The organism is Kutzneria sp. NPDC051319, from assembly GCF_040682195.1.
Taxonomy (GTDB): domain Bacteria; phylum Actinomycetota; class Actinomycetes; order Mycobacteriales; family Pseudonocardiaceae; genus Kutzneria.
In genome coordinates, this window is sequence record NZ_JBFBAM010000026.1 from 1 (window position 1) to 20,604 (window position 20,604).

At 71.2% G+C, this 20,604-nt stretch carries 20 protein-coding genes; 13 read left to right on the plus strand and 7 right to left on the minus strand.

Annotated features, from left to right (window positions below):
- Positions 1-96: 96 nt before the first annotated feature.
- Both AB0M73_RS24675 and AB0M73_RS24680 read right to left on the minus strand, forming a co-directional pair.
- Entirely contained in the window at positions 97-1,035 is a 939-nt protein-coding gene (locus AB0M73_RS24675; RefSeq protein WP_363894510.1) for a sialidase family protein, read from the minus strand.
- 39 nt (positions 1,036-1,074) lie between these two features.
- The gene (locus AB0M73_RS24680; protein ID WP_363894513.1) at positions 1,075-1,677 is read right to left on the minus strand and encodes a TMEM165/GDT1 family protein; all 603 of its coding nucleotides are present in this window, start codon (positions 1,675-1,677) and stop codon (positions 1,075-1,077) included.
- Between the two features lie 341 nt (positions 1,678-2,018).
- Here AB0M73_RS24680 and AB0M73_RS24685 point away from each other — a divergent pair, with 341 nt between their 5' ends.
- From AB0M73_RS24685 to AB0M73_RS24700, 4 genes are read left to right on the plus strand one after another with little or no spacing between them, the layout of a single operon-like run.
- Positions 2,019-3,542 (plus strand): cytochrome ubiquinol oxidase subunit I, encoded by a 1,524-nt coding sequence (locus tag AB0M73_RS24685; RefSeq protein ID WP_363894516.1) that lies wholly within the window; start codon positions 2,019-2,021, stop codon positions 3,540-3,542.
- Positions 3,543-3,552: 10 nt separating this feature from the next.
- A complete protein-coding gene (gene cydB / locus AB0M73_RS24690) occupies positions 3,553-4,560 on the plus strand; it encodes a cytochrome d ubiquinol oxidase subunit II (protein ID WP_363894519.1) in 1,008 nt (335 codons plus the stop codon).
- Positions 4,557-7,802, plus strand: coding sequence for a thiol reductant ABC exporter subunit CydD (gene cydD, locus AB0M73_RS24695; RefSeq protein ID WP_363894522.1), 3,246 nt, complete (start codon positions 4,557-4,559; stop codon positions 7,800-7,802). Before cydB ends, cydD begins: the two co-directional genes overlap by 4 nt.
- A gap of 15 nt (positions 7,803-7,817) precedes the next feature.
- Positions 7,818-8,936, plus strand: a complete 1,119-nt coding sequence (locus AB0M73_RS24700) for a GAF domain-containing sensor histidine kinase (RefSeq protein ID WP_363894525.1) — start codon at positions 7,818-7,820, stop codon at positions 8,934-8,936.
- Here the strand turns inward: AB0M73_RS24700 and AB0M73_RS24705 are convergent.
- Entirely contained in the window at positions 8,933-9,565 is a 633-nt protein-coding gene (locus AB0M73_RS24705; RefSeq protein ID WP_363894528.1) for a response regulator transcription factor, read from the minus strand. The genes AB0M73_RS24700 and AB0M73_RS24705 overlap by 4 nt on opposite strands.
- A gap of 47 nt (positions 9,566-9,612) precedes the next feature.
- Here AB0M73_RS24705 and AB0M73_RS24710 point away from each other — a divergent pair, with 47 nt between their 5' ends.
- On the plus strand, positions 9,613-10,119 hold the full coding sequence (locus AB0M73_RS24710; protein ID WP_363894531.1) for a GNAT family N-acetyltransferase: 507 nt from the start codon (positions 9,613-9,615) through the stop codon (positions 10,117-10,119).
- 71 nt (positions 10,120-10,190) lie between these two features.
- Here the strand turns inward: AB0M73_RS24710 and AB0M73_RS24715 are convergent, their stop codons facing one another.
- Positions 10,191-10,787: a macro domain-containing protein gene (locus AB0M73_RS24715; RefSeq protein ID WP_363894534.1), complete on the minus strand. Its 597-nt coding sequence runs from the start codon at positions 10,785-10,787 to the stop codon at positions 10,191-10,193.
- A 112-nt stretch (positions 10,788-10,899) separates the two neighbouring features.
- On the opposite strand from AB0M73_RS24715, the gene pheA reads away from it, so the two are divergent.
- Both pheA and AB0M73_RS24725 read left to right on the plus strand, forming a co-directional pair.
- Positions 10,900-11,820, plus strand: coding sequence for a prephenate dehydratase (pheA, locus tag AB0M73_RS24720; protein WP_363894537.1), 921 nt, complete (start codon positions 10,900-10,902; stop codon positions 11,818-11,820).
- Between the two features lie 5 nt (positions 11,821-11,825).
- Entirely contained in the window at positions 11,826-12,443 is a 618-nt protein-coding gene (locus AB0M73_RS24725; RefSeq protein ID WP_363894815.1) for a histidine phosphatase family protein, read from the plus strand.
- Positions 12,444-12,461: 18 nt separating this feature from the next.
- On the opposite strand, the gene AB0M73_RS24730 is transcribed toward AB0M73_RS24725, so the two are convergent.
- Entirely contained in the window at positions 12,462-12,812 is a 351-nt protein-coding gene (locus AB0M73_RS24730) for a metallopeptidase family protein (protein WP_043720295.1), read from the minus strand.
- Positions 12,812-13,771, minus strand: coding sequence for a septum formation family protein (locus AB0M73_RS24735; protein ID WP_363894541.1), 960 nt, complete (start codon positions 13,769-13,771; stop codon positions 12,812-12,814). Before AB0M73_RS24735 ends, AB0M73_RS24730 begins: the two co-directional genes overlap by 1 nt.
- A gap of 67 nt (positions 13,772-13,838) precedes the next feature.
- On the opposite strand from AB0M73_RS24735, the gene AB0M73_RS24740 reads away from it, so the two are divergent.
- From AB0M73_RS24740 to serS, 4 genes are read left to right on the plus strand one after another with little or no spacing between them, the layout of a single operon-like run.
- Complete coding sequence (locus AB0M73_RS24740; protein WP_363894544.1) at positions 13,839-14,495, plus strand: hypothetical protein; 657 nt, start codon at positions 13,839-13,841, stop codon at positions 14,493-14,495.
- Between the two features lie 3 nt (positions 14,496-14,498).
- Positions 14,499-15,665 carry a glutathionylspermidine synthase family protein gene (locus AB0M73_RS24745; RefSeq protein ID WP_363894547.1) on the plus strand — a complete coding sequence of 389 codons (1,167 nt, stop codon included), beginning with the start codon at positions 14,499-14,501 and terminating at the stop codon, positions 15,663-15,665.
- Between the two features lie 13 nt (positions 15,666-15,678).
- Entirely contained in the window at positions 15,679-16,104 is a 426-nt protein-coding gene (locus tag AB0M73_RS24750; RefSeq protein ID WP_363894550.1) for a DUF350 domain-containing protein, read from the plus strand.
- A gap of 49 nt (positions 16,105-16,153) precedes the next feature.
- Positions 16,154-17,413, plus strand: coding sequence for a serine--tRNA ligase (gene serS, locus AB0M73_RS24755; RefSeq protein ID WP_363894553.1), 1,260 nt, complete (start codon positions 16,154-16,156; stop codon positions 17,411-17,413).
- A 189-nt stretch (positions 17,414-17,602) separates the two neighbouring features.
- Here serS and AB0M73_RS24760 read toward each other — a convergent pair whose 3' ends face one another.
- A complete protein-coding gene (locus tag AB0M73_RS24760; protein ID WP_043720284.1) occupies positions 17,603-18,490 on the minus strand; it encodes an LLM class flavin-dependent oxidoreductase in 888 nt (295 codons plus the stop codon).
- A gap of 54 nt (positions 18,491-18,544) precedes the next feature.
- Between AB0M73_RS24760 and AB0M73_RS24765 the strand changes: the two genes are divergently transcribed.
- A complete protein-coding gene (locus AB0M73_RS24765; protein WP_363894556.1) occupies positions 18,545-19,357 on the plus strand; it encodes an HAD family hydrolase in 813 nt (270 codons plus the stop codon).
- Between the two features lie 41 nt (positions 19,358-19,398).
- A complete protein-coding gene (lhgO, locus tag AB0M73_RS24770; protein WP_363894559.1) occupies positions 19,399-20,595 on the plus strand; it encodes an L-2-hydroxyglutarate oxidase in 1,197 nt (398 codons plus the stop codon).
- The last annotated feature ends 9 nt before the right edge of the window (positions 20,596-20,604 follow it).

Below are 20,604 nucleotides of genomic sequence, written 5' to 3' on the forward strand. Positions count from 1 at the left end.
AGACGTCGCAATCCACACCGAACCTGGAGGCCCTCCCTCATTTCAACATCATCGGCTCACGTGTCCACCCGTTCACAACCTCCCGGGGCAGTACAGCTAGACGGTGTGCCGCCAGCTGTAGCGGATCTGGTTGGTGCCGTCGTCGGTGTGCCAGAGCAGGTACAGGTAGGTCCCGTCCGGACGTTGCACGAACGTCGGGCCGTAGGCGCTGCCGCCGACGCCGGCGTCCGTGCCGGTCGGCCAGTACTCGCCGTCCGGGCTGATCGTGTAGTACAGGTGATCGTCGCCCGGCACGCCCTTCCAGCCCAGGTACAGGCCGCCGTCGTAGGCCGCGAGGGTGGGGCTGCCGCTGGTGGAGCCGGAGATGGGCGGGCTGAACGTCGTCCAGTTCTCGCCGTCGAACGAGGACGAGTAGAACAGCCGGTTGTCGCCGGGAACGCCCTTCCACGCTAACCGCAAACGGTTGTTGAACACCGTCAGCGCGGGGCTGTCGCTGGTGCCGCCGGGCACGATCGACGACGTCGACCAGTGCACGCCGTCGGCGGTGGAGGCCACGAAGATCCGGGTGTCGCCCGCGACCCCCTTCCAGGCCTGGTAGATCCGCCCGTTGAACACCGTCAGGGCCGGGCCGTCGCTGGTGCCGCCGCCGGGCATCGGGCTGGGCGTGCTCCAGTCGAAGCCGTTGCCGGACGAGGCCATGAACATTCGGCTGTCGCCGTCGACGCCTTTCCAGCCGACGTAGATCCGACCGCTGATCACGGTCGCGGCCGGATTTCCGCCCGTTCTACCCGGAAACACCTGCGGGCTGCCGTAAAGGCCATTGGTGGTCATGCCGTCGTCGGTGGTGTTGCGCCACACGGTGAAAATGTTGCCGTCGAGGTCGGCGGCCCCGACGCGACCGTTGACGGAGTAGCCGAGCTCGAAGCGCTGCGGCGAGCTCCAGTCGCTGGTCGCGGCACCGGCCGCACCGGCGGTCAGGCCGCCGGCCAGCGGGATGGCCACGAGAGCGGCGACGATTAGTCGTGTGATCCTCATGCCCAAGACGCTAGATCACACCATTAATTTTTCATTCAATTAGCCGCTGATCGTCTGGTAGAGAGCGAACAGCGCGAAGGCCGCGAAAACAAATCCGGCGATGCGCTGGATCAGTTGCGGGCGGACGCGGGCGCGGATCTTGCGACCGACGAGGACGGCGACGCCGGCGACGGTGACGAGGGCGAGCCAGGCGCCGAGGCCGACGGCGAAGGGGTGGCCGTAGTGGGCGGTCAGGCCGGCGGTGGCCAGTTGCGAGGCGTCGCCCCACTCGGCGGCGAACAGCACGCCGAAGGAGGTGAGGGCGGCCCGGCGGAAGGAGACCTCGCCGGCGCCGGAGCGGGCGGCGTCCTGCTCGCTGTCCTCCTCGGCGCCGAAGCCCTCGCGCAGCAGCATGACGGCGCCGACGGCGAACAGCACGGTGACGACGCCGGCGGTGACCCGTTCGGGCAGCAGGGTCAGCACGCTGCCGAAGGACACCGCGATCACGCACTGGACCAGGAAGGCCACGCACACGCCGAGGAACACGGGCCAGGCCCGGTAGCGCGTGGTGAGCACCAGGGTGGCGACCAGAGTCTTGTCCGGGAGCTCGACGGCGAGCACCACGGCGAAGGCGGTCAGCAGCACCAGGAATGTTGCGGCCACAGGGGTCTATCCCTCCCACGTGTGGCCCGGCGGGGGAAGACGCGCGACCCCGACCGGGCGCGATATCACCCGGCCGGAGGTCTCGTTCGCCCGCCGAACGGCGGGTGAGGCACCGGATTCCGATGGCGGAACCAGTATGTCGATGACCTCGCCGAAGCCGCCGAAATGGAGGGCGGACCTCGGGAACTACTCCCCTCAGGCAGGATTCATTGTAGCGTGCGCATGCGTGAGCGGGCCGCGAGTCGCGTCACAGGGTCCCGTCCCACCCAGGACCTAGGTCCCGGACGGACAGGACGCCGGGACCTGAGCGGGGACCCCCTCCCGGTGGCACTGTTCCTCACGTGGACGTACTCGATGTCGCCAGGTGGCAGTTCGCGATCACCACCGTCTACCACTTCCTGATGGTGCCGTTGACCATCGGGCTGTCCATTGTGGTCGCCGTGATGCAGACGGCCTGGGTGCGCACGGGGAAGGCGCACTACCTGGCGATGACCAAGTTCTGGGGCAAGCTGATGCTGGTCAACTTCGCCATGGGCGTGGTGACCGGCATCGTGCAGGAGTTCCAGTTCGGCATGACCTGGTCGGCGTACTCCCGCTTCGTGGGCGACGTGTTCGGCGCGCCGCTGGCGATGGAGGGCATCGTCGCCTTCATGGTCGAGTCGACGTTCCTCGGCCTGTGGATCTTCGGCTGGGAGCGGCTGCCCAAGCGGGTGCACCTGGCCTGCCTGTGGGCGGCGGCGCTGGCCTCGACGGCCTCGGCCTACTTCATCCTGTCGGCCAACTCGTGGATGCAGCACCCGGTCGGCATCCAGCTGGTGGACGGCAAGCCCCGACTCACCTCGATCTGGGCGCTGCTGTCCAACAACACCGCGATCGCCGCCTTCACGCACACCGTCTCGGGTGGGTTCGCCGTTGCCGGCACGTTCCTGGTCGGCATCTCGGCTTGGCACCTGTGGCGCAAGCACCGCGAGTCCACCGATGAATCGCTCGCGGATTCGAGAATGAGCACTGTGGACAACGCGGACCGCAGGGTCTGGTCGGCCTCGCTCAAGCTGGGCGCCTGGATCGGCATGGTGGCCTTCGCCGCGGTGGCGCTGACCGGTGACACCCAGGGCAAGCTCATGTTCGAGCAGCAGCCGATGAAGATGGCCGCCGCGGAGGCGCTGTGCCACACCGAGGCGCCGGCCAGCTTCTCGATCTTCGCCTACGGCGACGTGTCCCGGCCGGACTGCGAGAACGTCAAGAGCATCACCGTGCCGGCACTGCTGTCCTTCCTGGCCCACAACGACTTCTCCACCGAGGTCAAGGGCGTGCAGGACCTGATTCCGCTGTACGAGCAGAAGTACGGGCACAACTACCCGGTCGACCCGAGCCTGGGCGCGCTGTCCGGGCAGCCCATCGACTACGTGCCCGACCTGCCGGTCACCTACTGGGGCTTCCGCCTCATGATCGGCTTCGGCGGGCTCGCGGCCGGCGCGGCGCTGCTGGCGCTGTGGCTGACCCGGCGCGGCCGCATCCCGCGCACGAAGTGGTTCCCGCGGCTGGCCCTGCTGTCCATCGCCACCCCGTTCCTGGCCAACAGCTTCGGCTGGATCTTCACGGAGATGGGCCGGCAGCCCTTTGTGGTCGTGCCCAATCCGACCGGTGTGGACGGTGTCTTCATGTACACCGCGCAGGCCGTGTCGCCGGGCGTGGGCGCCGGGCAGGTGCTGACCTCGCTGATCGCGCTCACCGCGGTGTACGGCGTGCTGGCGGTGGTGGAGGTGTTCCTGCTGGTGCGCTACGCGAAGGCCGGGGTCGAGGGCGTCATGCCGCCCACCGACCAGAAGAAGTCCGACGACGACGTGCTCGCGTTCGCGTACTGAGGAGCCTGACGTGGACCTGCCTACCCTGTGGTTCTGGGTGATCGCCGCGCTCTGGACGGGCTACTTCTTCCTGGAGGGCTTCGACTTCGGCGTCGGCATGCTGACCAGGCTGCTGGCCCGGGACAACACCGAGCGCCGGGTGCTGGTGAACACCATCGGCCCGGTCTGGGACGGCAACGAGGTGTGGGTGATCGTGGCCATCGGCGCCACCTTCGCCGCTTTCCCGCCCTGGTACGCCACCATGCTCTCGGCCGAGTACCTGCCGGTGCTGCTCATCCTGCTGGCGCTGATCGGGCGCGGCGTCGCCTTCGAGTACCGCGGCAAGGTGGACAGCGACCGCTGGCGCCGCGGCTGGGACCTGGCGATCACGATCGGCTCCTGGATTCCGCCGCTGGGCTGGGGCCTGGTGATCACCGGCATCGCCACCGGGCTGCCGATCGGCAAGGACGGCGTGCTGGAAGGCGGCCTCAGCGCGCTGTTCACGTGGCCGGCGGTGCTGGGGGCGTTGGCGCTGACCGGGTTCAGCCTCGTGCACGGCGCGGTGTTCGTGGCGCTCAAGACCGACGGCGAGATCCGGCGGCGGGCGCAGGCGCTGGCGCTGCGGGTCGGGCCGTTCTGCCTGCTGCCGATGGCCGTGCTGCTGGTGCTGGTGCAAGTGCGCCAGGGAGGCCTGGTGACGATGGTGATCGCCGCGATTGGCCTGCTGGCCGGGGCCGGCGCGCTGGTGCGGCTGGCCGCTCGTCGTGAGGGCCAGGCCTTCGCGCTGCTGGGTGTGCTCATCGCCGCCGCGGTGATGTCGCTGTTCGGCTCGGACTTCCCGACCATCATCGCGTCCACTGTGGACCCGAGCTTCTCGATCACCGTGGCCAACGCGGCGTCCAGCCCGTACACGCTGGGCGTGATCACCTGGGTCGCCGCCTTCGGCACGCCGGCCATCCTGGTCTACCAGGGCTGGACGTACTGGGTGTTCCGCCGCCGCATCAGCGCGGCGCACATTCCGCCGGTGCACGTCCCGTGAGCCGCGGACCGCTGGGGGACCTCCCGGCGCTGTCGCCGACCACCCGCCGCGCGCTGGTGGTGTGCGGACTGCTGTCGGTGCTGAACGCCGTGGCCGTGGTGGCGCAGGCCTGGGCGCTGTCCTCGGTGCTCGCGTCCGTCGTCACCGGGCATGGCGACCGGCCCTTCGCCCTGCTGGCCGGCAGCGTGATCGCGCGGTCGGTGCTGGTGTGGGCGCTGGACACCATGTCGGCGCGGGCTGCCGCCGGGGCCAAGGAAGAGCTGCGGGCCCGGGCGTTGGACCGGGCCATGGCCCACGGCCCGGAGTGGATCGCTGCACGAGGGCCGGCCGAGCTGACCGTGGTGGCCACCAAGGGTTTGGACGCGCTGGACGCGTACTTCACTCGCTACCTGCCGGCGCTGGTGACCGCGACCGTGGTGCCGCTGCTGGTGGGCGTGGCCATCCTGGTCACGGACGTGCAGTCGGCGGTGCTGATCGCCATCACCGTGCCGCTGATCCCGCTGTTCGCCATTCTCATCGGCCGCTACACCGAGCAGCGCACGGCCAAGTCGGCCGACGCCACCGCGCGGCTGTCCGGGCACCTGCTGGAGCTGGTGCGCGCGCTGCCCGTGCTGACGGCGTTCGGCCGCGCCGAGGCGCAGACCGAGGCGGTGCGCCGGGTCGGGGAGCAGCACCGCAAGGCCACCGGGGCCACGCTGCGGGTGGCGTTCCTGTCGGCCTTCGCGCTGGAAACCATTGCCACGCTGTCGGTCGCGCTGGTCGCCGTGGACATCGGCTTGCGGCTGGTCGGCGGCACGCTCGGGTTGGCCACCGGGTTGCTGGTGCTGGTGCTGACGCCCGAGTGCTACCTGCCGCTGCGGGCCGCGGGTGCGGCCTTCCACGCCAGCGAGGACGGCCTGGAGGCCGTGCGCCGGGTCGCCGCGATCGAGTCGGTCGAACACGGCGGCGAAGCGCTGGCCGAGGGCGAGATCAAGGTGGATCGGCTGTCGGTGGAGCGGCGCGGCGCGCTCGCCCCCGACGGGGCCTCGTTCACCGTCCGACCTGGACACATCACGCGCCTGGATTCGCCCAGTGGCGCGGGAAAGTCCACCACGATGGCCGTGCTGCTCGGTTTTGTGCGGCCGACGCGGGGCCGGGTGACGGTCGGCGGTGTCGATCTGTCCACAGTGGATTTGTCGACATGGCGACGTCAGGTGGCCTGGGTGCCGCAACGACCGGCTTTCAGCGCCGAGATCGTCGCCGACGAGCTGGCCTTGGTCGGCGGCGACCTGGTCGGAGTGGCCGCACGGGTGGGTGCGGCGCACCTGCTGGAGCGGCCGATCGTGGAGCTTTCCACCGGCGAGCGGCAGCGGGTGGCCATCGCCCGTGCCCTGCTGCGAGTGGAACAGGGCGCCCGCTGGCTGCTGCTGGACGAGCCGACCGCGCACCTGGACGCGGCGACCGCCGGCCTGGTCATGGCGGCCGTGGCCGAGGCCGCCGACAACGGCACGGGCGTGCTGCTGGCCACGCACCGGATCGCCGCACCCGAGGACGCCGCCGTGGTCGTCGGCGCGGTGTCGGCCGCAGCCAAGGCCGGTCCGGCGCCGCGCCGGGCCCGTGTCACCGAGCTGCTGAACCGTCGGTCCATGATCGGCGTCCTGCTCGGTGTGCTGGCCGTGGGCAGTGGCATCGCGCTGACCGCCACCGCAGCCTGGCTGATCGCCCGCGCGTCCCAGCAACCGCCGGAGGCCGCGCTCGCGGTCGCCGTGGTCGCGGTGCGGGCGTTCGGCCTGGGCAAGGGCGCGCTGCGCTATGTGGAACGCCTGGTCACGCACGACGCGGCCTTCCGCCTGGGCGGTCGCCTGCGTGGGCAGTTGTGGCAGGCCCTGGTGCGCGTCGGCCCGGCCCGCACCACCACGCTGCGCCGCACCGACGGCATGCAGCGGCTGGTCGACGACACCGACACCGTGCGGGACCTGGTGCCCCGCGTGCTGGTGCCGCCGCTGGTCGGCCTGCTGGTGGCCGTTGGCGCCGTGATCTTGGAGGCGGTCGCGCTGCCCGCCGCCGGCGTGGTGCTGGCGATCGCACTGGTGGTGGCCGGTGTCGGCGGGCCGGCGATCGCCCTGCTGGTGGAGCGGCGCGCCACCTCGGCGCTGGCCGCCGGCCGGCGGGACGTCGGGGCCAAGGTGCTGACCCTCTTCGACGCCGCCCCCGACCTGATCGCCTTCGGCGCCGTCCGCCGTCGTCGGGCCGAACTGGCCGCCGCAGACGCCGAGCTGGCCGCCACCGCCCGGCGGCAGGCCCTCGGCGCCGGGGCCGCCAATGCCCTCGTCACGGCCTCGATCGGCGTGGCGACCCTGATCTGTGCCTGGCTGGCCGCCTCGGCCGCCGGGCTCGACCCGGTGCTGGTGCCGTTGTTGGCGCTGGTGCCGTTGGCCACGACCGAAGCGGTCGCGGCCATACCCCCGGCAGCTCAGCAGTGGGGTGCCCTCAGGTCCGCATATCAGCGGGTCACTGAGCTGACCGGGACTTGCGGGGAGGGGGGCTCGACTCGTCGGAAGAGTCCTTCTCCCCGCAACACCATTCGCTTGAACGACGCCGGCGGTCGCGGGCCGGACAAGGAAGGGCCGGGCGGGCGGGTTCGGCTTGCCGGCGTGGATGTCCGCTGGCCCGGCGCCGAACTCCCGACTCTTCGTGGTGTCGACCTCGATGTGCCAGCCGGCAGTCAGGTGGCCGTTGTCGGGCCGTCGGGGGCCGGCAAGTCCACGCTCGTGGCTCTGCTGCTGGGTTTCCTCGATCCCGACCGGGGCACGGCCGAGATGCCGGGCGTGGTGTCGTGGTGCCCGCAGGAGCCGCAGCTGGTGTCCACGACCGTGCGCGAGAACCTGCGACTGGGCGACCCGGAGGCCGATGACGAGCGGTTGCGCGAGGCCCTGAGGGACGCCCAACTCGACGCCTGGACCGACCGGCTGGACGTTGTCGTCGGCACGGGCGGGGCGGCGGTGTCCGGCGGCGAGGCGCAGCGGCTGGCCATGGCCCGGGCCCTGCTGCGGGCCGATCAGGCGAGCCTGGTGCTGCTGGACGAGCCCACGGCCCACCTCGACGAGCCGACCGCCCGCGCGCTGCGGCAACGGCTGCGGGAGCGGCTGGCCGGCCGTACCGTCGTGCACGTCACCCACCGGCTGGACGAGGCGGCCGAGGCCGACCTGGTGGTCGAGGTGAGCGGCGGCCGGATCCGGACGCGTGAGCGAGAGGCGGTCTAGGCTCGAATGCGAATCATGGATCCCGCACTCGCCAGCCGAACCCTCCAGGTCGCCACCGAGATCACCAACGCCGCACTGTCCGGGGAGGACCCGGATGCCGTGCTGCCGCTGGTGGTTCGGGGTGCGGCCGACCTTGCCGGCGCCCATTTGTGCCTGGTCGGCGTGCGCGGCGAGGACGACAAGCTCACGGTCGAGGCCGCGTACGGCGGCGTCGATCCCGTCGGCACGGTGCTGTCCGCCCGCTCGGTCGCCGCACGGGTGGCCCGGGGCGGGGCGCCGGTGATGGTCGCCGACTTCACCTCCGACCCGAGCACGGCGCCGTTCGTGCCGCCGATCCTGCGGCTGTACGGGCCGTTCGCCGTCGTGCCGTTCGGCACCGCCGAGCGGCGGCTGGGCGCGCTGGCCGTGTACCGGCGGCGCGGCCACGAGCCGTTCGGGCCGGCCACCGTGGACGTGCTCAACTCCTTCGCCGCCCAGGCCGGGCTGGCCCTCGTGCTGGCCGAGGGGGCGACCGCCCGCGAACGGGTCGCCGTCTACCAGGAGCGCGAGCGCATCGCCCGCGACCTGCACGACGTGATCATCCAGCGGCTCTACGGCGCCGGCGTGCAGCTCGACCTGATGAGCCGGCAGCTGGGCAACAAGCTCTCGCCGACCGAGGGCAAACGCTTGGCCGACGCCGTCGACCAGCTCGACCAGACCATCGCCGAGGTGCGGGCCACGGTCCGGTCGCTGCGCAACACCGACCCGCTCTACCCGTCGCCGGCGTTGTTGGACACAGCCCGGGCCGAGGTCGCCACCGCCGGCGAGCTGCTCGGCTTCGCCCCGACGTTCGAGATCCACGGCGACTTCGCCGACATGCCGCCGGCCGTAGCCGACCACGCTCGCGCCGCCTTGAGGGAGGCGCTGTCCAACGTCGTGCGCCACTCCGGGGCCAGCGCCGTCGCCGTCTCGCTGTGCCGGGACGACACCGGCCTGCACCTGAAGGTCGTCGACAACGGCTGCGGCATCCCGCCCGGCGTCGTCCGCCGAGGCCTGCTGCACCTGGAGGAGCGGGCCGAGACCGCCGGCGGCACCTGCGTGGTGGAATCCAGCGCCCGCAACGGGACCTCGGTGCGCTGGGAGGTTCCCCTCTAGGGCCTGGTCCGCTTGGCCACCCACGCGGCGGCCTGGGTGCGCCGTTCCATGCCCAGCTTGGCCAGCACCGCCGTGACGTAGTTCTTCACGGTCTTCTCGGCCAGGAACAGGCGTTCCGCGATCTGGCGGTTGCTCAGGCCGTCGCCGATCAGCGTGAGGACCTTGCGCTCCTGCTCGGTCAGCCCGGCCAGGTCGTCGGCGGGCTCGGGGCGGCGCATGCGCTCCAGCACGTGGGCGGTGGTCAGGGGATCGAGCAGCGAGCGGCCGGCGGCGACCTCGCGAACGGCCTGCACGAGGTCCTGGCCCCGGACCTGCTTGAGCAGATAGCCGGACGCCCCGGCCAGGATGGCGTTGACGAGCGCTTCCTCGTCGTCGAACGCGGTCAGCACGAGGCAGCGCGGGCCGTCGGGGAGGGCGCGGAGGTCCCGGCAGAGGGTGACGCCGTCGCCGTCGGGCAGCCGCATGTCGACCACCGCGACGTCCGGGCGGCGGGCCTGGGCCAGCACGAGGGCCTCGCCGACGCCGCCGGCCTCGGCCACCACCTCGATGTCGGCCTCGCTGTCGAGCAGGTCCCGCAGGCCGCGCCGGACGATCTCGTGGTCGTCGACGAGCAACACGCTGACCGTCACCCACACAAGGTAGCCCGCGACCCGATTTCGTGTGACACCGTTGACGGGTGGCCGAGAACACGCTGCGGATCAAGCCGGTCGTGAACACCGATCGGCCGGCACTGGCCCGGTTCATCGCCGGCCGCTGGGGGGCGGCCACCGCCGTGGCGCACGGCACCGTGTTCCGGCCCGCCGAGCTGCCGGGCTTAGTCGCGGTCAGGGACGGCCGGCTGGCCGGTCTGCTGACCTACGACGTCAGCGGCGACACCCTGGAGATCGTCACCATCGACGCGGTGACCCAGAACGGCGGCGTCGGCTCCGCGCTGGTCACGGCGGTGGCCGACGAGGCGCGGCGGCGGCGGGTGCGCCGGCTGATCGTCACCACCACCAACGACAACCTGGACGCGCTGCGCTTCTACCAGCGCCGGGACTTCCGCCTGATCGCCGTGCGGCCGGGCGCCGTGGACGAGGCCCGCCGGCTCAAGCCGCAGATCCCCGAGATCGGCCGGTACGACATCCCCCTGCGCGACGAGCTGGAACTGCTCCGCGACCTAGCCCCCGCGAGTCCCGCCTAGCGTCACACCGAATGTGTGAAACAGATTCATGCAGTTCGGTGTGACGCTGAGCGGGACTCGCCGGGGTGGGGTTAGCTGCCGGTGGTGAGCTCGCTGAAGACCTCGTCCCACGCGGCCGCCACCTGCCGGGCGCAGGTCACGGGCTCCACCTCGCCGACGCCCGTGCCGAGGCCGGGCATGGCGATGGTGCGGACGGCCGCGCGGACCGGCACACCGGTCTCCAGGCGGGCGTGCAGCCACAGCCGGAACACGGCGCGGGCGGCCAGGAACGGGTTCACGGTGTCGGCCGGCAGCTGCTCGCCGGCCTCACGCATGGTGGGCGCGCTGATCATCCATTCGGGCGCGGCTTCACCCGTTGGCACGATGATGGCCTCACCTACGGGGAGCTCGCCGCCGTAGGAGGCCAGCACGCCGCTGCGCACGTTCTGCTCCACCTCGGGAAACGCCCGCGAGTAGAGCGCGTCGATGCCGGCGCGCATCCAGCCGAAGGAGTTGGCCGGGCTGACCACGGCCTGCGCCTCGATGTCCAGCACGGATCCGGGGTGCACGCGGATGCCGGGGCGGTTCTCGGCGACGGTATGCCAGGCCCGCGCCAGCGGCGCCTCGACGGCGCAGAGCACGAGTTCGAGCGGCGGAGTGGCCAGGTCGCCCTCCGGGTCGGCGGTCACAGCCCAAGCATTGCAGGCGACCGACACGCCGCGTAACTGGGGAGGCCACCGTCCGAGTGGGTGATATATGCCTCAACGGCACCGTGTCGGGGCGGCGTCGTAGGGTGGAGGCGTGGCGCGCATCGGCTATTTCGGACCACAGGGCACCTTCACCGAGCAGGCCGTCCGGCAGCTGGCCGATTCGGACTCGAACGAGTTCGTCGCCTACGCGACGACCCCGGCCGTGGTGGCCGCCGTGCGGGCCGGCGAGGTCGAGCGCGGCTGCGTGCCGGTGGAGAACTCGGTCGAGGGCGCGGTCCCGGCCACCATGGACGCGCTGGCGCTGGGCGACCCGGTCGTCGCCGTCGCCGAGCACGTGCTCCAGGTGCAGTTCACGCTGCTGGCCCGGCCCGGCACGGGGCTGGACGAGATCCGCACCGTGGCCAGCCACCCGCACGCGCTGGCCCAGGTCCGGGAGTGGCTGGAGACCAACCTGCCCAAGGCCACGGCCATCGCCACCAGCTCCACCGCGCAGGCGGCCAAGGACGTGCTGGAGGGGACCTTCGACGCCGCCGTCAGCGCGCCCGTCGCCGTGCTGCACTACCCGCTGACCGAGCTGGTCACCGGCCTCGGCGACGTGAAGGACGCCAAGACCCGGTTCCTGCTGCTGGCCAAGCCGGGCGCCGTGCCCGCGCCCACCGGGGCCGACCGCACCTCGCTGGTCGCCGTCACCCCGAACGAGGTCGGCGCGCTGTCCAACGTGCTGCACGAGCTGGCGCTGCGGGAGATCAACCTGACCCGGCTGGAGGCCCGCCCGACCAAGGAACTGTTCGGCACCTACCGGTTCTACCTGGACGTCGAGGGGCACGTCGCCGAGAAGCGCATCGGCGACGCCCTGGCGGCGCTGCACCGGCGCTGCATCGAGGTGCGGTTCCTCGGCTCGTACCCGCGGACCGACCAGCAGCCGACCGCCGTCAACAGCCCCACCACTGACTCGGACTTCGACGCCGCGGCCGAGTGGCTGGCCGCCATTCGACGCGGGGAGAGCGCGTGAGCGCCCTGCGCATGGTGCTTGTTCGCCACGGTCAGACGCCGTCCAACGTCATCGGCTCGCTCGACTCCCGGCCGCCCGGTCCGCCGCTCACCGACCTGGGCCGCCAGCAGGCCGCCGCCGTCGCCGAGTCGCTCGCCGCCCAGCCGGTCGTCGCCGTGTACGCCAGCGTCGCCGTCCGGGCCCAGGAGACCGCGGCCTCCATCGCCGCCGCCCACGAGCTGGACGTGCAGGTCGTCGAGAGCATCCACGAGGCCTTCGTCGGCGACCTGGAATGCCGCAACGACCCGGACTCCATTCGCGCCTTCTTCGAGGTCTTCCACAGCTGGACCCGCGCCCTCGACCTGGACGTCCCCATGCCCGGTGGCGAGTCCGCCCAGCAGGTCCTCGACCGTTTCCTTCCGGTCGTCGCCGAGATCCGCACCCGGCACGAGGACGGCGTCGTCGTCCTGGTCAGCCACGGCGCCGCCATCCGCATCACCTCGTTCGCCCTGTCCCCGAACGTCGACGCCGAACTGGCCGACCAGCATCTGCTGGACAACTGCGGCCGGGTCGTGCTGGAGGCCGACGGCTCGTCGCCCACCGGCTGGCGCTGCCTGGAATGGGCCGACGTCCCCGTGAAATGAATAACCCGATCGCGTGAACTAGCCCCACCCGAGGTCGTGGAGCGTGTCGTCGTCGATGCCGAAATGGTGGGCGATCTCGTGCACCACGGTGATGGCTATTTCGTCGACGACATCCTCTTCCGTCTCGCAGACGTCCAGGATCGCCTTGCGGTAGATGAAGATCTGGTCAGGAAGGGCGAAGCCGTAGTGGCTGGTCCGCTCGGTCAGCGCGATGCCGTGATAGAGGCCGAGCAGGGACGGGACCTCGTCGTTGCGGTCCTCGACCAGGATGACGACGTTGTCCATGGCCTCGGCCAGCCGGGGCGGGACGAGGTCGAGCGCGTCGCCGACCAGCTCGTCGAAGCGCTGGTCGGTCATGGTGAAGGCCATCAGCCGCCGGCCGGGGGAGAGCTGGTCGAGGTGGTGGTGCTCGCGGCCGCGCCGCCGCCCACGCCCTTGACGGAGTTGGTGATGGACTGCAGGCCGCTGCCGTCGGCCAGCTTCTGGCCGATCTTGCAGTTGACCTTGGTCGAGCCCAGGTTCCAGCTCTCCTGCTTGATGGTGTCCCAGGTCAGACCCAACTTGTTCTTGGTCAGGTCGTAGTTGCCGGTGTAGTCGTTGGCCGCCTGCACGCACCGCTGCGACAGCGCGGTCTGCTGCTTGTCCTCGTCCGGGTAGCCGTCCGGGAACTGGGACTTCAGGTCGACGATGCCGACGATCTCGTACGCGTGCTCCGAGGTGCACGGCACGGGGTCGCTGACCGCCTTGTCCTTGATGCCCATGCAGGTCCCGACCGGGTAGATCGGCGACTGGTCGGCCGACCGGGCCGAGCCGGTGGTCGGCTGGAGCGCGCCGGCCGGGCCGGCGGCCTGCACGCCGCAGCGGATGGTGCGGGCGCCGCCCGACCACTGCTGGTTGGTCGGGTTGAGGGCGTTGGCACTGAACTTGCCGTTGGGGTCGAGCTTGCCGCTCAGGTACTTGGTCACCACCGGCCCGCAGTTGTCCTGGGCGATCTTCTGCCACAGGGTGCCGTCGGGGAACTGGGCGCCGGACGGGTACTTGGACGTCAGGTCGACGGTGCCGGCGATCTCGAACAGGTGCTGGGCCGAGCAGTCGACCTGCTTGATCGCCGGACTGCCGGTCGGCCAGGTCAGACAGCTCCCGTCGGGCGCGTCGAACGCCACGTTCGGGTCGTCGGCGTCGGCCGAGGCCGACAGGCCGGTGACCGGCCACGCGAACAGCGTGCTCGAGGTCAGCACGACCAGGGCGCCGACCACGGCGCCCAGCATCAGCAGCCGGGTCTGGCCGGTCCGCCGTTTCGGATGAAACCACTCAACGATTTCAGGCATCACAACCATGATGCCCGTGCGGACCGGCGGGCCGGGAGTAGGTACCGTGCACAACAGGAGGGCGACCATGGCGGACGAAGAGCACCCCGACGAGGCTGAGCAGCCGAAACCCGGGCGGATGCGGTTCCAGGACGGCTCGACCACGCCACGTGAGCCCACGCTCGCGGAGCGCAGGGCCCGCGACCGGGCCGCCGAGGAGGAACGCGAGCGGCTCGCGCAGGAGGAGATCGACGAGGCCGCCCTCGCGCGCAAGAAGAAGATCCGCAAGCGGGTGCTGATCGGCGGCGGCGTCACCGTCGGCCTGGTCGGCATCATCGCCGCCGGCTACGCGCTGTCCAGCCCCTCCCAGGAGGTCACGGCCCGCTGCACCGACGACAGCGGCGTGGTCGTCGACGACCAGTACTGCAACACCAACTCCGCCTACTTCGCCGGCAACGGCGGCTACTACAACCCGGGCGGGTTCTTCATCTTCCCTGGTGGGCGGCAGTACCACTACTACTACGGCGGCAACAGCAGCATCGGGCAGCGCGCCGTCGGCGGCACGACCACCGCGCCCAGCGGCAACACCACCGTGAAGTCCTCCAGCGGCTCGACCATCTCCCGCGGCGGCTTCGGCGTGAAGAGCGGCAGCAGCGGGAGCAGCGGCGGCAGCAGCAAGGGGTCCAGCGGCGGCGACAGCGGGTCGTCCAGCCACGGCAGTTCCGGATCGAGCGGGGGCAGCTGAGCGGTGCGGCGCGAGACCTCAAAGCCACGGCCGAACTGGCAGCAGACGGTCCAGGAGCAGGGCCTGGTGTTCGGCTCGCCGTCGGCCGGCGCCAACGGCGCGCAGCGGCCGTACTGGGACGAGTCGGCGCACTACGTCTTCGAGATGGACGAGATCCTGTCCCTTGAGGCCGACGTGGAGCTGCTGCACTCGATGTGCCTGGCCGCGGTGGACAACGTGGTGACCACCGAGCGGTACAAGGATTTCGCGCTGCCGGAGTGGATCTGGCCGGCGGTCGCGGAGTCCTGGAAGCGCCGCGACCCGCACGTCTACGGGCGCTTCGACCTGCGCTTCGACGCCAGCGGCCCGGCCAAGATGCTGGAGTACAACGCGGACACGCCGACCTCGCTGGTGGAGGCGTCGATCATCCAGTGGAACTGGAAGACCGACCTGCACCCGGACGACGACCAGTGGAACTCCATCCACGAGAAGCTGGTGGAGCGCTGGACCGCCGTCAAGGACCTGCTGCCGTCCAACGAGCTGCACTTCACCTGGTCCGGCGGCGACGCCTCGGGCGAGGACCACGTGACCGTGGCCTACCTGCAGGAGACGGCGGCCGAGGCCGGCCTGGACACGGTGGGCCTGGCCATCGAGGACATCGGCTGGGACCGGCTGCTCAAGCGGTTCGTCGACCTCGAAGAGTCGCCGATGAACACCGTGGTGAAGCTCTACCCGTGGGAGTGGGTGGCCGAGGAGGAGTTCGGCCGCTTCGCCGTGGAGTCGCTGCCGGGCACGCTGTGGATCGAGCCGCTGTGGAAGATGCTGCTGTCCAACAAGGCGCTGTTGGCGGTGCTGTGGGAGATGTACCCGGGCCACCCCAACCTGCTGCCGGCCTACCTGCACGAGCCGGGCATGCTCACGGAGTACGTGCGCAAGCCGCTGCTGGGCCGTGAGGGCGCCAACGTGCAGATCGTGGCCCCGGGCTACGAGACGCAGACCGGCGGCGTCTACGGCCGTGAGGGCTACGTCTACCAGCTGTTCGACCCGCTGCCGGAGTTCGGCGGCTACCGGCCGGTGCTGGGGGCGTGGATCGTCGACGACACCGCGGCCGGGCTCGGCATCAGGGAAAGTGTCGGACTTGTGACCGACGACGGGGCCGCTTTCGTGCCGCACCGCATCGTCGAGTCGTGAATACTGCCTGGCCATGACGATCGCTTCTCTCGGGTACGGCATCGGGGCCATCGCGGCGTACGCGGTGATCGGCCTGGTCCTGATGCTCGCCGGTTTCTACGTCATCGACTGGACCACCCCGGGCAAGCTGTCGCAGCTGGTCCGGGATGGTCGTCCGAACGCGTCCGTGGTGACCGCGTCGGGCCTGTTCAGCCTCGCGTTCATCATCGTGATCGCCATCTACAACTCGCCGGCCAAGCTGTCCGACGGGCTGATCACGTCGCTGGTGTTCGGCCTGGTCGGCATCATCGCCCAGGTGCTGGTGATGCGGGTCTTCGAGTTCGCCATGCGGATGGACATCGGGGCCATGCTGGCCGCCGAGAAGTTCACCCCGGCCAGCGTCGTGGTCGCGGCGGCCAATGTGGCGCTTGGGCTTGTCGTGGCGGTCGCGGTCAGCTGACCCGATATCCCCTGAAGCCCAGGCGTCGAGACGCTGTAGATTTTCACGGGTGATTGACCTCAGGACACTGCGAGAGAACCCGGAAGCGGTCCGTGCGTCCCAGCGCGCGCGTGGCGAGGACCCGTCGCTGGTGGACGCGCTGCTGTCCGCCGACGAGCGGCGCCGCTCCGCGGTGTCCCGGGCCGACTCGCTGCGCGGCGAGCAGAAGGCGCTCGGCAAGCAGGTCGGCCGGGCCCAGGGCGACGAGCGGGCGGCGCTGCTGGCCAAGGGCAAGGAGCTGGCGGCCGAGGTCAAGGCGGCCGAGGCCGAGCAGTCCGAGGCCGACGCCGCGCTGGTCGACGCGCAGAAGCGGATCCAGAACATCGTCGAGCCGGGCGTGCCCGAGGGCGGCGAGGACGACTACGTCGTGCTCAAGCACGTGGGCACGACGCCGGAGTTCGACTTCACGCCGCGCGACCACCTGGAGATCATGGAGTCGCTGGGCGCGGTCGACATGGAGCGCGGGGCCAAGGTCTCGGGTTCGCGCTTCTACTTCCTCACCGGCATCGGCGCGCAGCTGCAGATCGGCCTGCTCAGCATGGCCGTGCAGCAGGCGGTGGCGGCCGGCTTCACGCCGATGATCACGCCGTCGCTGGTCCGCCCGGAGATCATGGAGGGCACCGGCTTCCTCGGCGCGCACGCCAGCGAGGTCTACCGGCTGCGCGACGACGACCTGTTCCTGGTCGGCACCTCCGAGGTGCCGCTGGCCGGCTACCACAGCGACGAGATCCTGGACCTGTCCAACGGCCCGAAGCGCTACGCCGGCTGGTCGTCGTGCTACCGGCGGGAGGCCGGCTCGTACGGCAAGGACACCCGCGGCATCATCCGGGTGCACCAGTTCGACAAGGTCGAGATGTTCTCCTACTGCCCGCCGGAGCTGGCCGCCGAGGAGCACCAGCGGCTGCTGGCGTGGGAAGAGGAGATGCTGGCCAAGGTCGAGCTGCCGTACCGGGTGATCGACACGGCCAGCGGCGACCTGGGCGCCTCGGCCGCGCGCAAGTACGACTGCGAGGCGTGGGTGCCCAGCCAGCAGGCCTACCGCGAGGTGACGTCCACCTCGAACTGCACGACCTTCCAGGCGCGGCGGCTGAACATCCGCTTCCGTGACGCGGACGGCAAGCCGCAGACGGTGGCCACGCTCAACGGCACGCTGGCGACGACCCGGTGGATCGTCGCGATCATGGAGAACCACCAGCAGGCCGACGGCTCGGTGCGGGTGCCCGAGGCGTTGCGTCCGTACGTCGGCGGCGTCGAGGTGCTCAAGCCGTAGCCGACGGCGAAGACACGAACGGCCCGTACCTGGTCCCCGAGATCAGGTACGGGCCGTTCGTGGTCTTCCAGTCCTCTGCGTCGCCGGTCGCCCCGAAACGACTGGCCGCGGAGGTCCCTCTATCCCCTCGCCCCGGTCTGTACTGACTACGACGCGGGGCGACCCGGGACAGTTCCGTGTGTCACCCGATCAGGTGACAAGTTTAGGCAGCACCTCGGCGGCGATGTCCTCCAGCACGGCCTCCGCGCCGGCGTAGACGCCGTCGTGGCGGGGCCAGGGCGCGACCACGTCGGTGAAGCCCAGCTCGGCCGCCCGGCCCAGCGTGTCCTCGTACAGGCCCCGGCTGGACAGCACGAACTCCGGGCAGGCGTCGGCCTGGAGGTATCGATCCAGCTTGCCGAGACGACGATCGGCCGCCGCCAGCGCGTCGTCCATCCGGGACGAGGCCTCGGCGATCGACGCCCACCACTGGTCCACGGTGTCCGGCTTCTCGCCGCCGCCGGTGGTCACCCAGCCGTTGCCGAAGCGGGCGGCCAGCCGCATCGTGCGCGGCCCGTTGGCGGCGACCACGAACGGCACCCGCGGCAGCTGCACGCAGCCGGGCGCCGACCGTGCCTCCACCGCCTCGTACCACTCGCCGGCCCAGGTGGTCAGCGGCGTGGTCAGCTGCTTGTCCAGCAGTTCCACGAACTCCTCGAACCGCCCGGCCCGCTGCCCGGCGGTCAGCGGCTCCTTGCCGAGCACCTCGTTGTCGTAGCCCCGCAGCCCGCCCGCGCCGACGCCGAGCGTGAACCGCCCGTCCGAGACGTCGTCCAGCGTGGTCAGCTCACGGGCGAAGGCCACCGGATGCCGGAAGTTGGGCGAGGCGACCATCATGCCCAGCCGGATCCGCGAGGTGACCATGGCCGCCGCGGTGAGCGTGGGAACGGCGCCGAACCAGGGCCCGTCCACCAGCGACCGCCAGCCCAGGTGGTCGTAGGTCCAGGCGTGGTCGAACCCGTACTCCTCGGCCGTCCGCCACTTCGGTTCGGCCACCCACCAGCGGTGTTCGGGGAGAATCACAATGCCAACGCGCACCCTTCGGACAGTAACGGGGCGCATCGCGGGGCGCAGGCAGGGCACGATGGTGGGGTGCAGAAGCCCCTACTTGTCGCCTCCGACGTGGACGGCACCTTGCTCACCCCGGCCGAGGACGTCAGTCCCCGCACGGCCGCCGTGATCGCCCGCGTGCTGGCCGACGAGGTGCCGTTCGTGCTGGTCACCGGCCGTCCGCCGCGCTGGGTGCCCCGAGTGGCCGAACTGGCCGGCGTGACCGGCTACGCGGTTTGCGCCAACGGCGCCGTGCTCTATGACATCGCGGCCGATCGTGTGATCGGAAAACACGAACTCGACCCCGTGGCGCTCCATGAATATGCACGTGCACTGACGACGGCCATGCCCGGCTGCCGCGTGGCCACCGAACGGGTCGGCGCGACGGCCATGGACGGGGCGGACGAGCAGTTCCTGGCCGAGCCCGGCTACACGCACCCCTGGCCCAATCCCGACTCGGCCGCCGCCCCGCGCGGCGAGGTGCTGGGCAAGGCCGCGATCAAGCTGCTGGCCCGGCACCCGGACATGACCAGCGGGCAGATGGCCGAGGCGGCCGACGCGGTCCTGGGCAACGAGGTCGCCGTGACCTACTCCAGCAACAACGGCCTGATCGAGATCGCCGCCGCCGGCGTGACCAAGGCGACCGGGCTGGCCGAGGTGGCCGAGCGGCTGGGCGTGGCGGCGGCCGGCGTGGTGGCCTTCGGCGACATGCCCAACGACGTGTCGATGCTGTCCTGGGCCGGGCACGGGGTGGCCATGGCCAACGCGCACCCGCAGGCCATCGCCGTGGCCGACGAGGTCACCGGGCCCAACGGCGAGGACGGCGTGGCGCTGGTCCTGGAACGCTGGTTCTGAAACGCCGGTTGTGGGCAGCCCGGCGACTAGGCTGCGCAGCCGTGCGCGAATCGGATGTGGTGGTCGTCGGCGGCGGCATCGTGGGTCTGGCGACCGCGCACGAGCTGGCGGTCAACCGGGGTCGGTCGGTGACCGTGCTGGAGAAGGAAACGACCTGGGCGGCCCACCAGACCGGCCACAACAGCGGCGTGATCCACGCCGGCCTGTACTACAGGCCGGGCAGCCTTAAGGCCCGGATGTGCGTGGCCGGCAACGCGTCGATGGTGCGTTTCGCCCGTGAGCACGGCATCCGGCACGAGATCGGCGGCAAGCTGGTGGTGGCCATCACCACCGACGAGGTGCCCCGACTCCAGGTGCTGGCCGACCGGGCCCGGGCCAACGGCGTGCCGGCCCGCATGATCAGCGCGGGCGAGGCCCGCGAGTTCGAGCCCGAAGTGGCCTGCGTCAAGGCGCTGCGCGTGGAGAGCACCGGCATCATCGACTACGGCCAGGTCTGCCAGGTGCTGGCCGACCGCCTCGTCGACCACGGCGCGCAGCTGCGCGGGGCCAGCCCGGCGCTGGCCATCCGGGAGTCCTCCAGTGGCATCGAGGTCGCGACGCCGACCGGGGTGGTGCGGGCCAAGGTCCTCGTCAACTGCGCCGGCCTGCACGCGGACCGGGTGGCCCGGCTGGCCGGCCGCCGCCCCGACGCCCGGATCGTGCCGTTCCGGGGCGAGTACTACGAGCTGCGCCCTGAGGCCCGCGGCCTGGTCCGCGGCCTGGTCTACCCGGTGCCCGATCCGGCGCTGCCGTTCCTCGGCGTGCACCTCACGCGGATGATCGACGGCAGCGTGCACGCCGGCCCCAACGCCGTGCTGGCGCTGCGCCGCGAGGGCTACCGCTGGCGGGACGTCTCGCTCACCGACATCCTCGACACGGCAACGTTTCCCGGCACCTGGAAGCTCGCCCGCAAGTACGCCCGGACGGGCATCGACGAGGTGCTGCGGTCGCTGTCGCGGGCCCGCTTCGCCGCGAGCCTTGCTCGGCTGGCCCCGCGCATCCGGCCCGACGACATCGTGCGCGCCGGGGCCGGCGTTCGGGCGCAGGCCATGCTGCCGGATGGCTCACTGGTCGACGACTTCCTTTTCGAGCTGGCCCCGCGCCAGGTGCACGTGCTCAACGCGCCGTCGCCGGCGGCGACCAGTTCGCTCCAGATCGCCGAGCACGTGGCCGACAAAGTGGTGGACCAGCTTCTCTAGGCTGCGGCC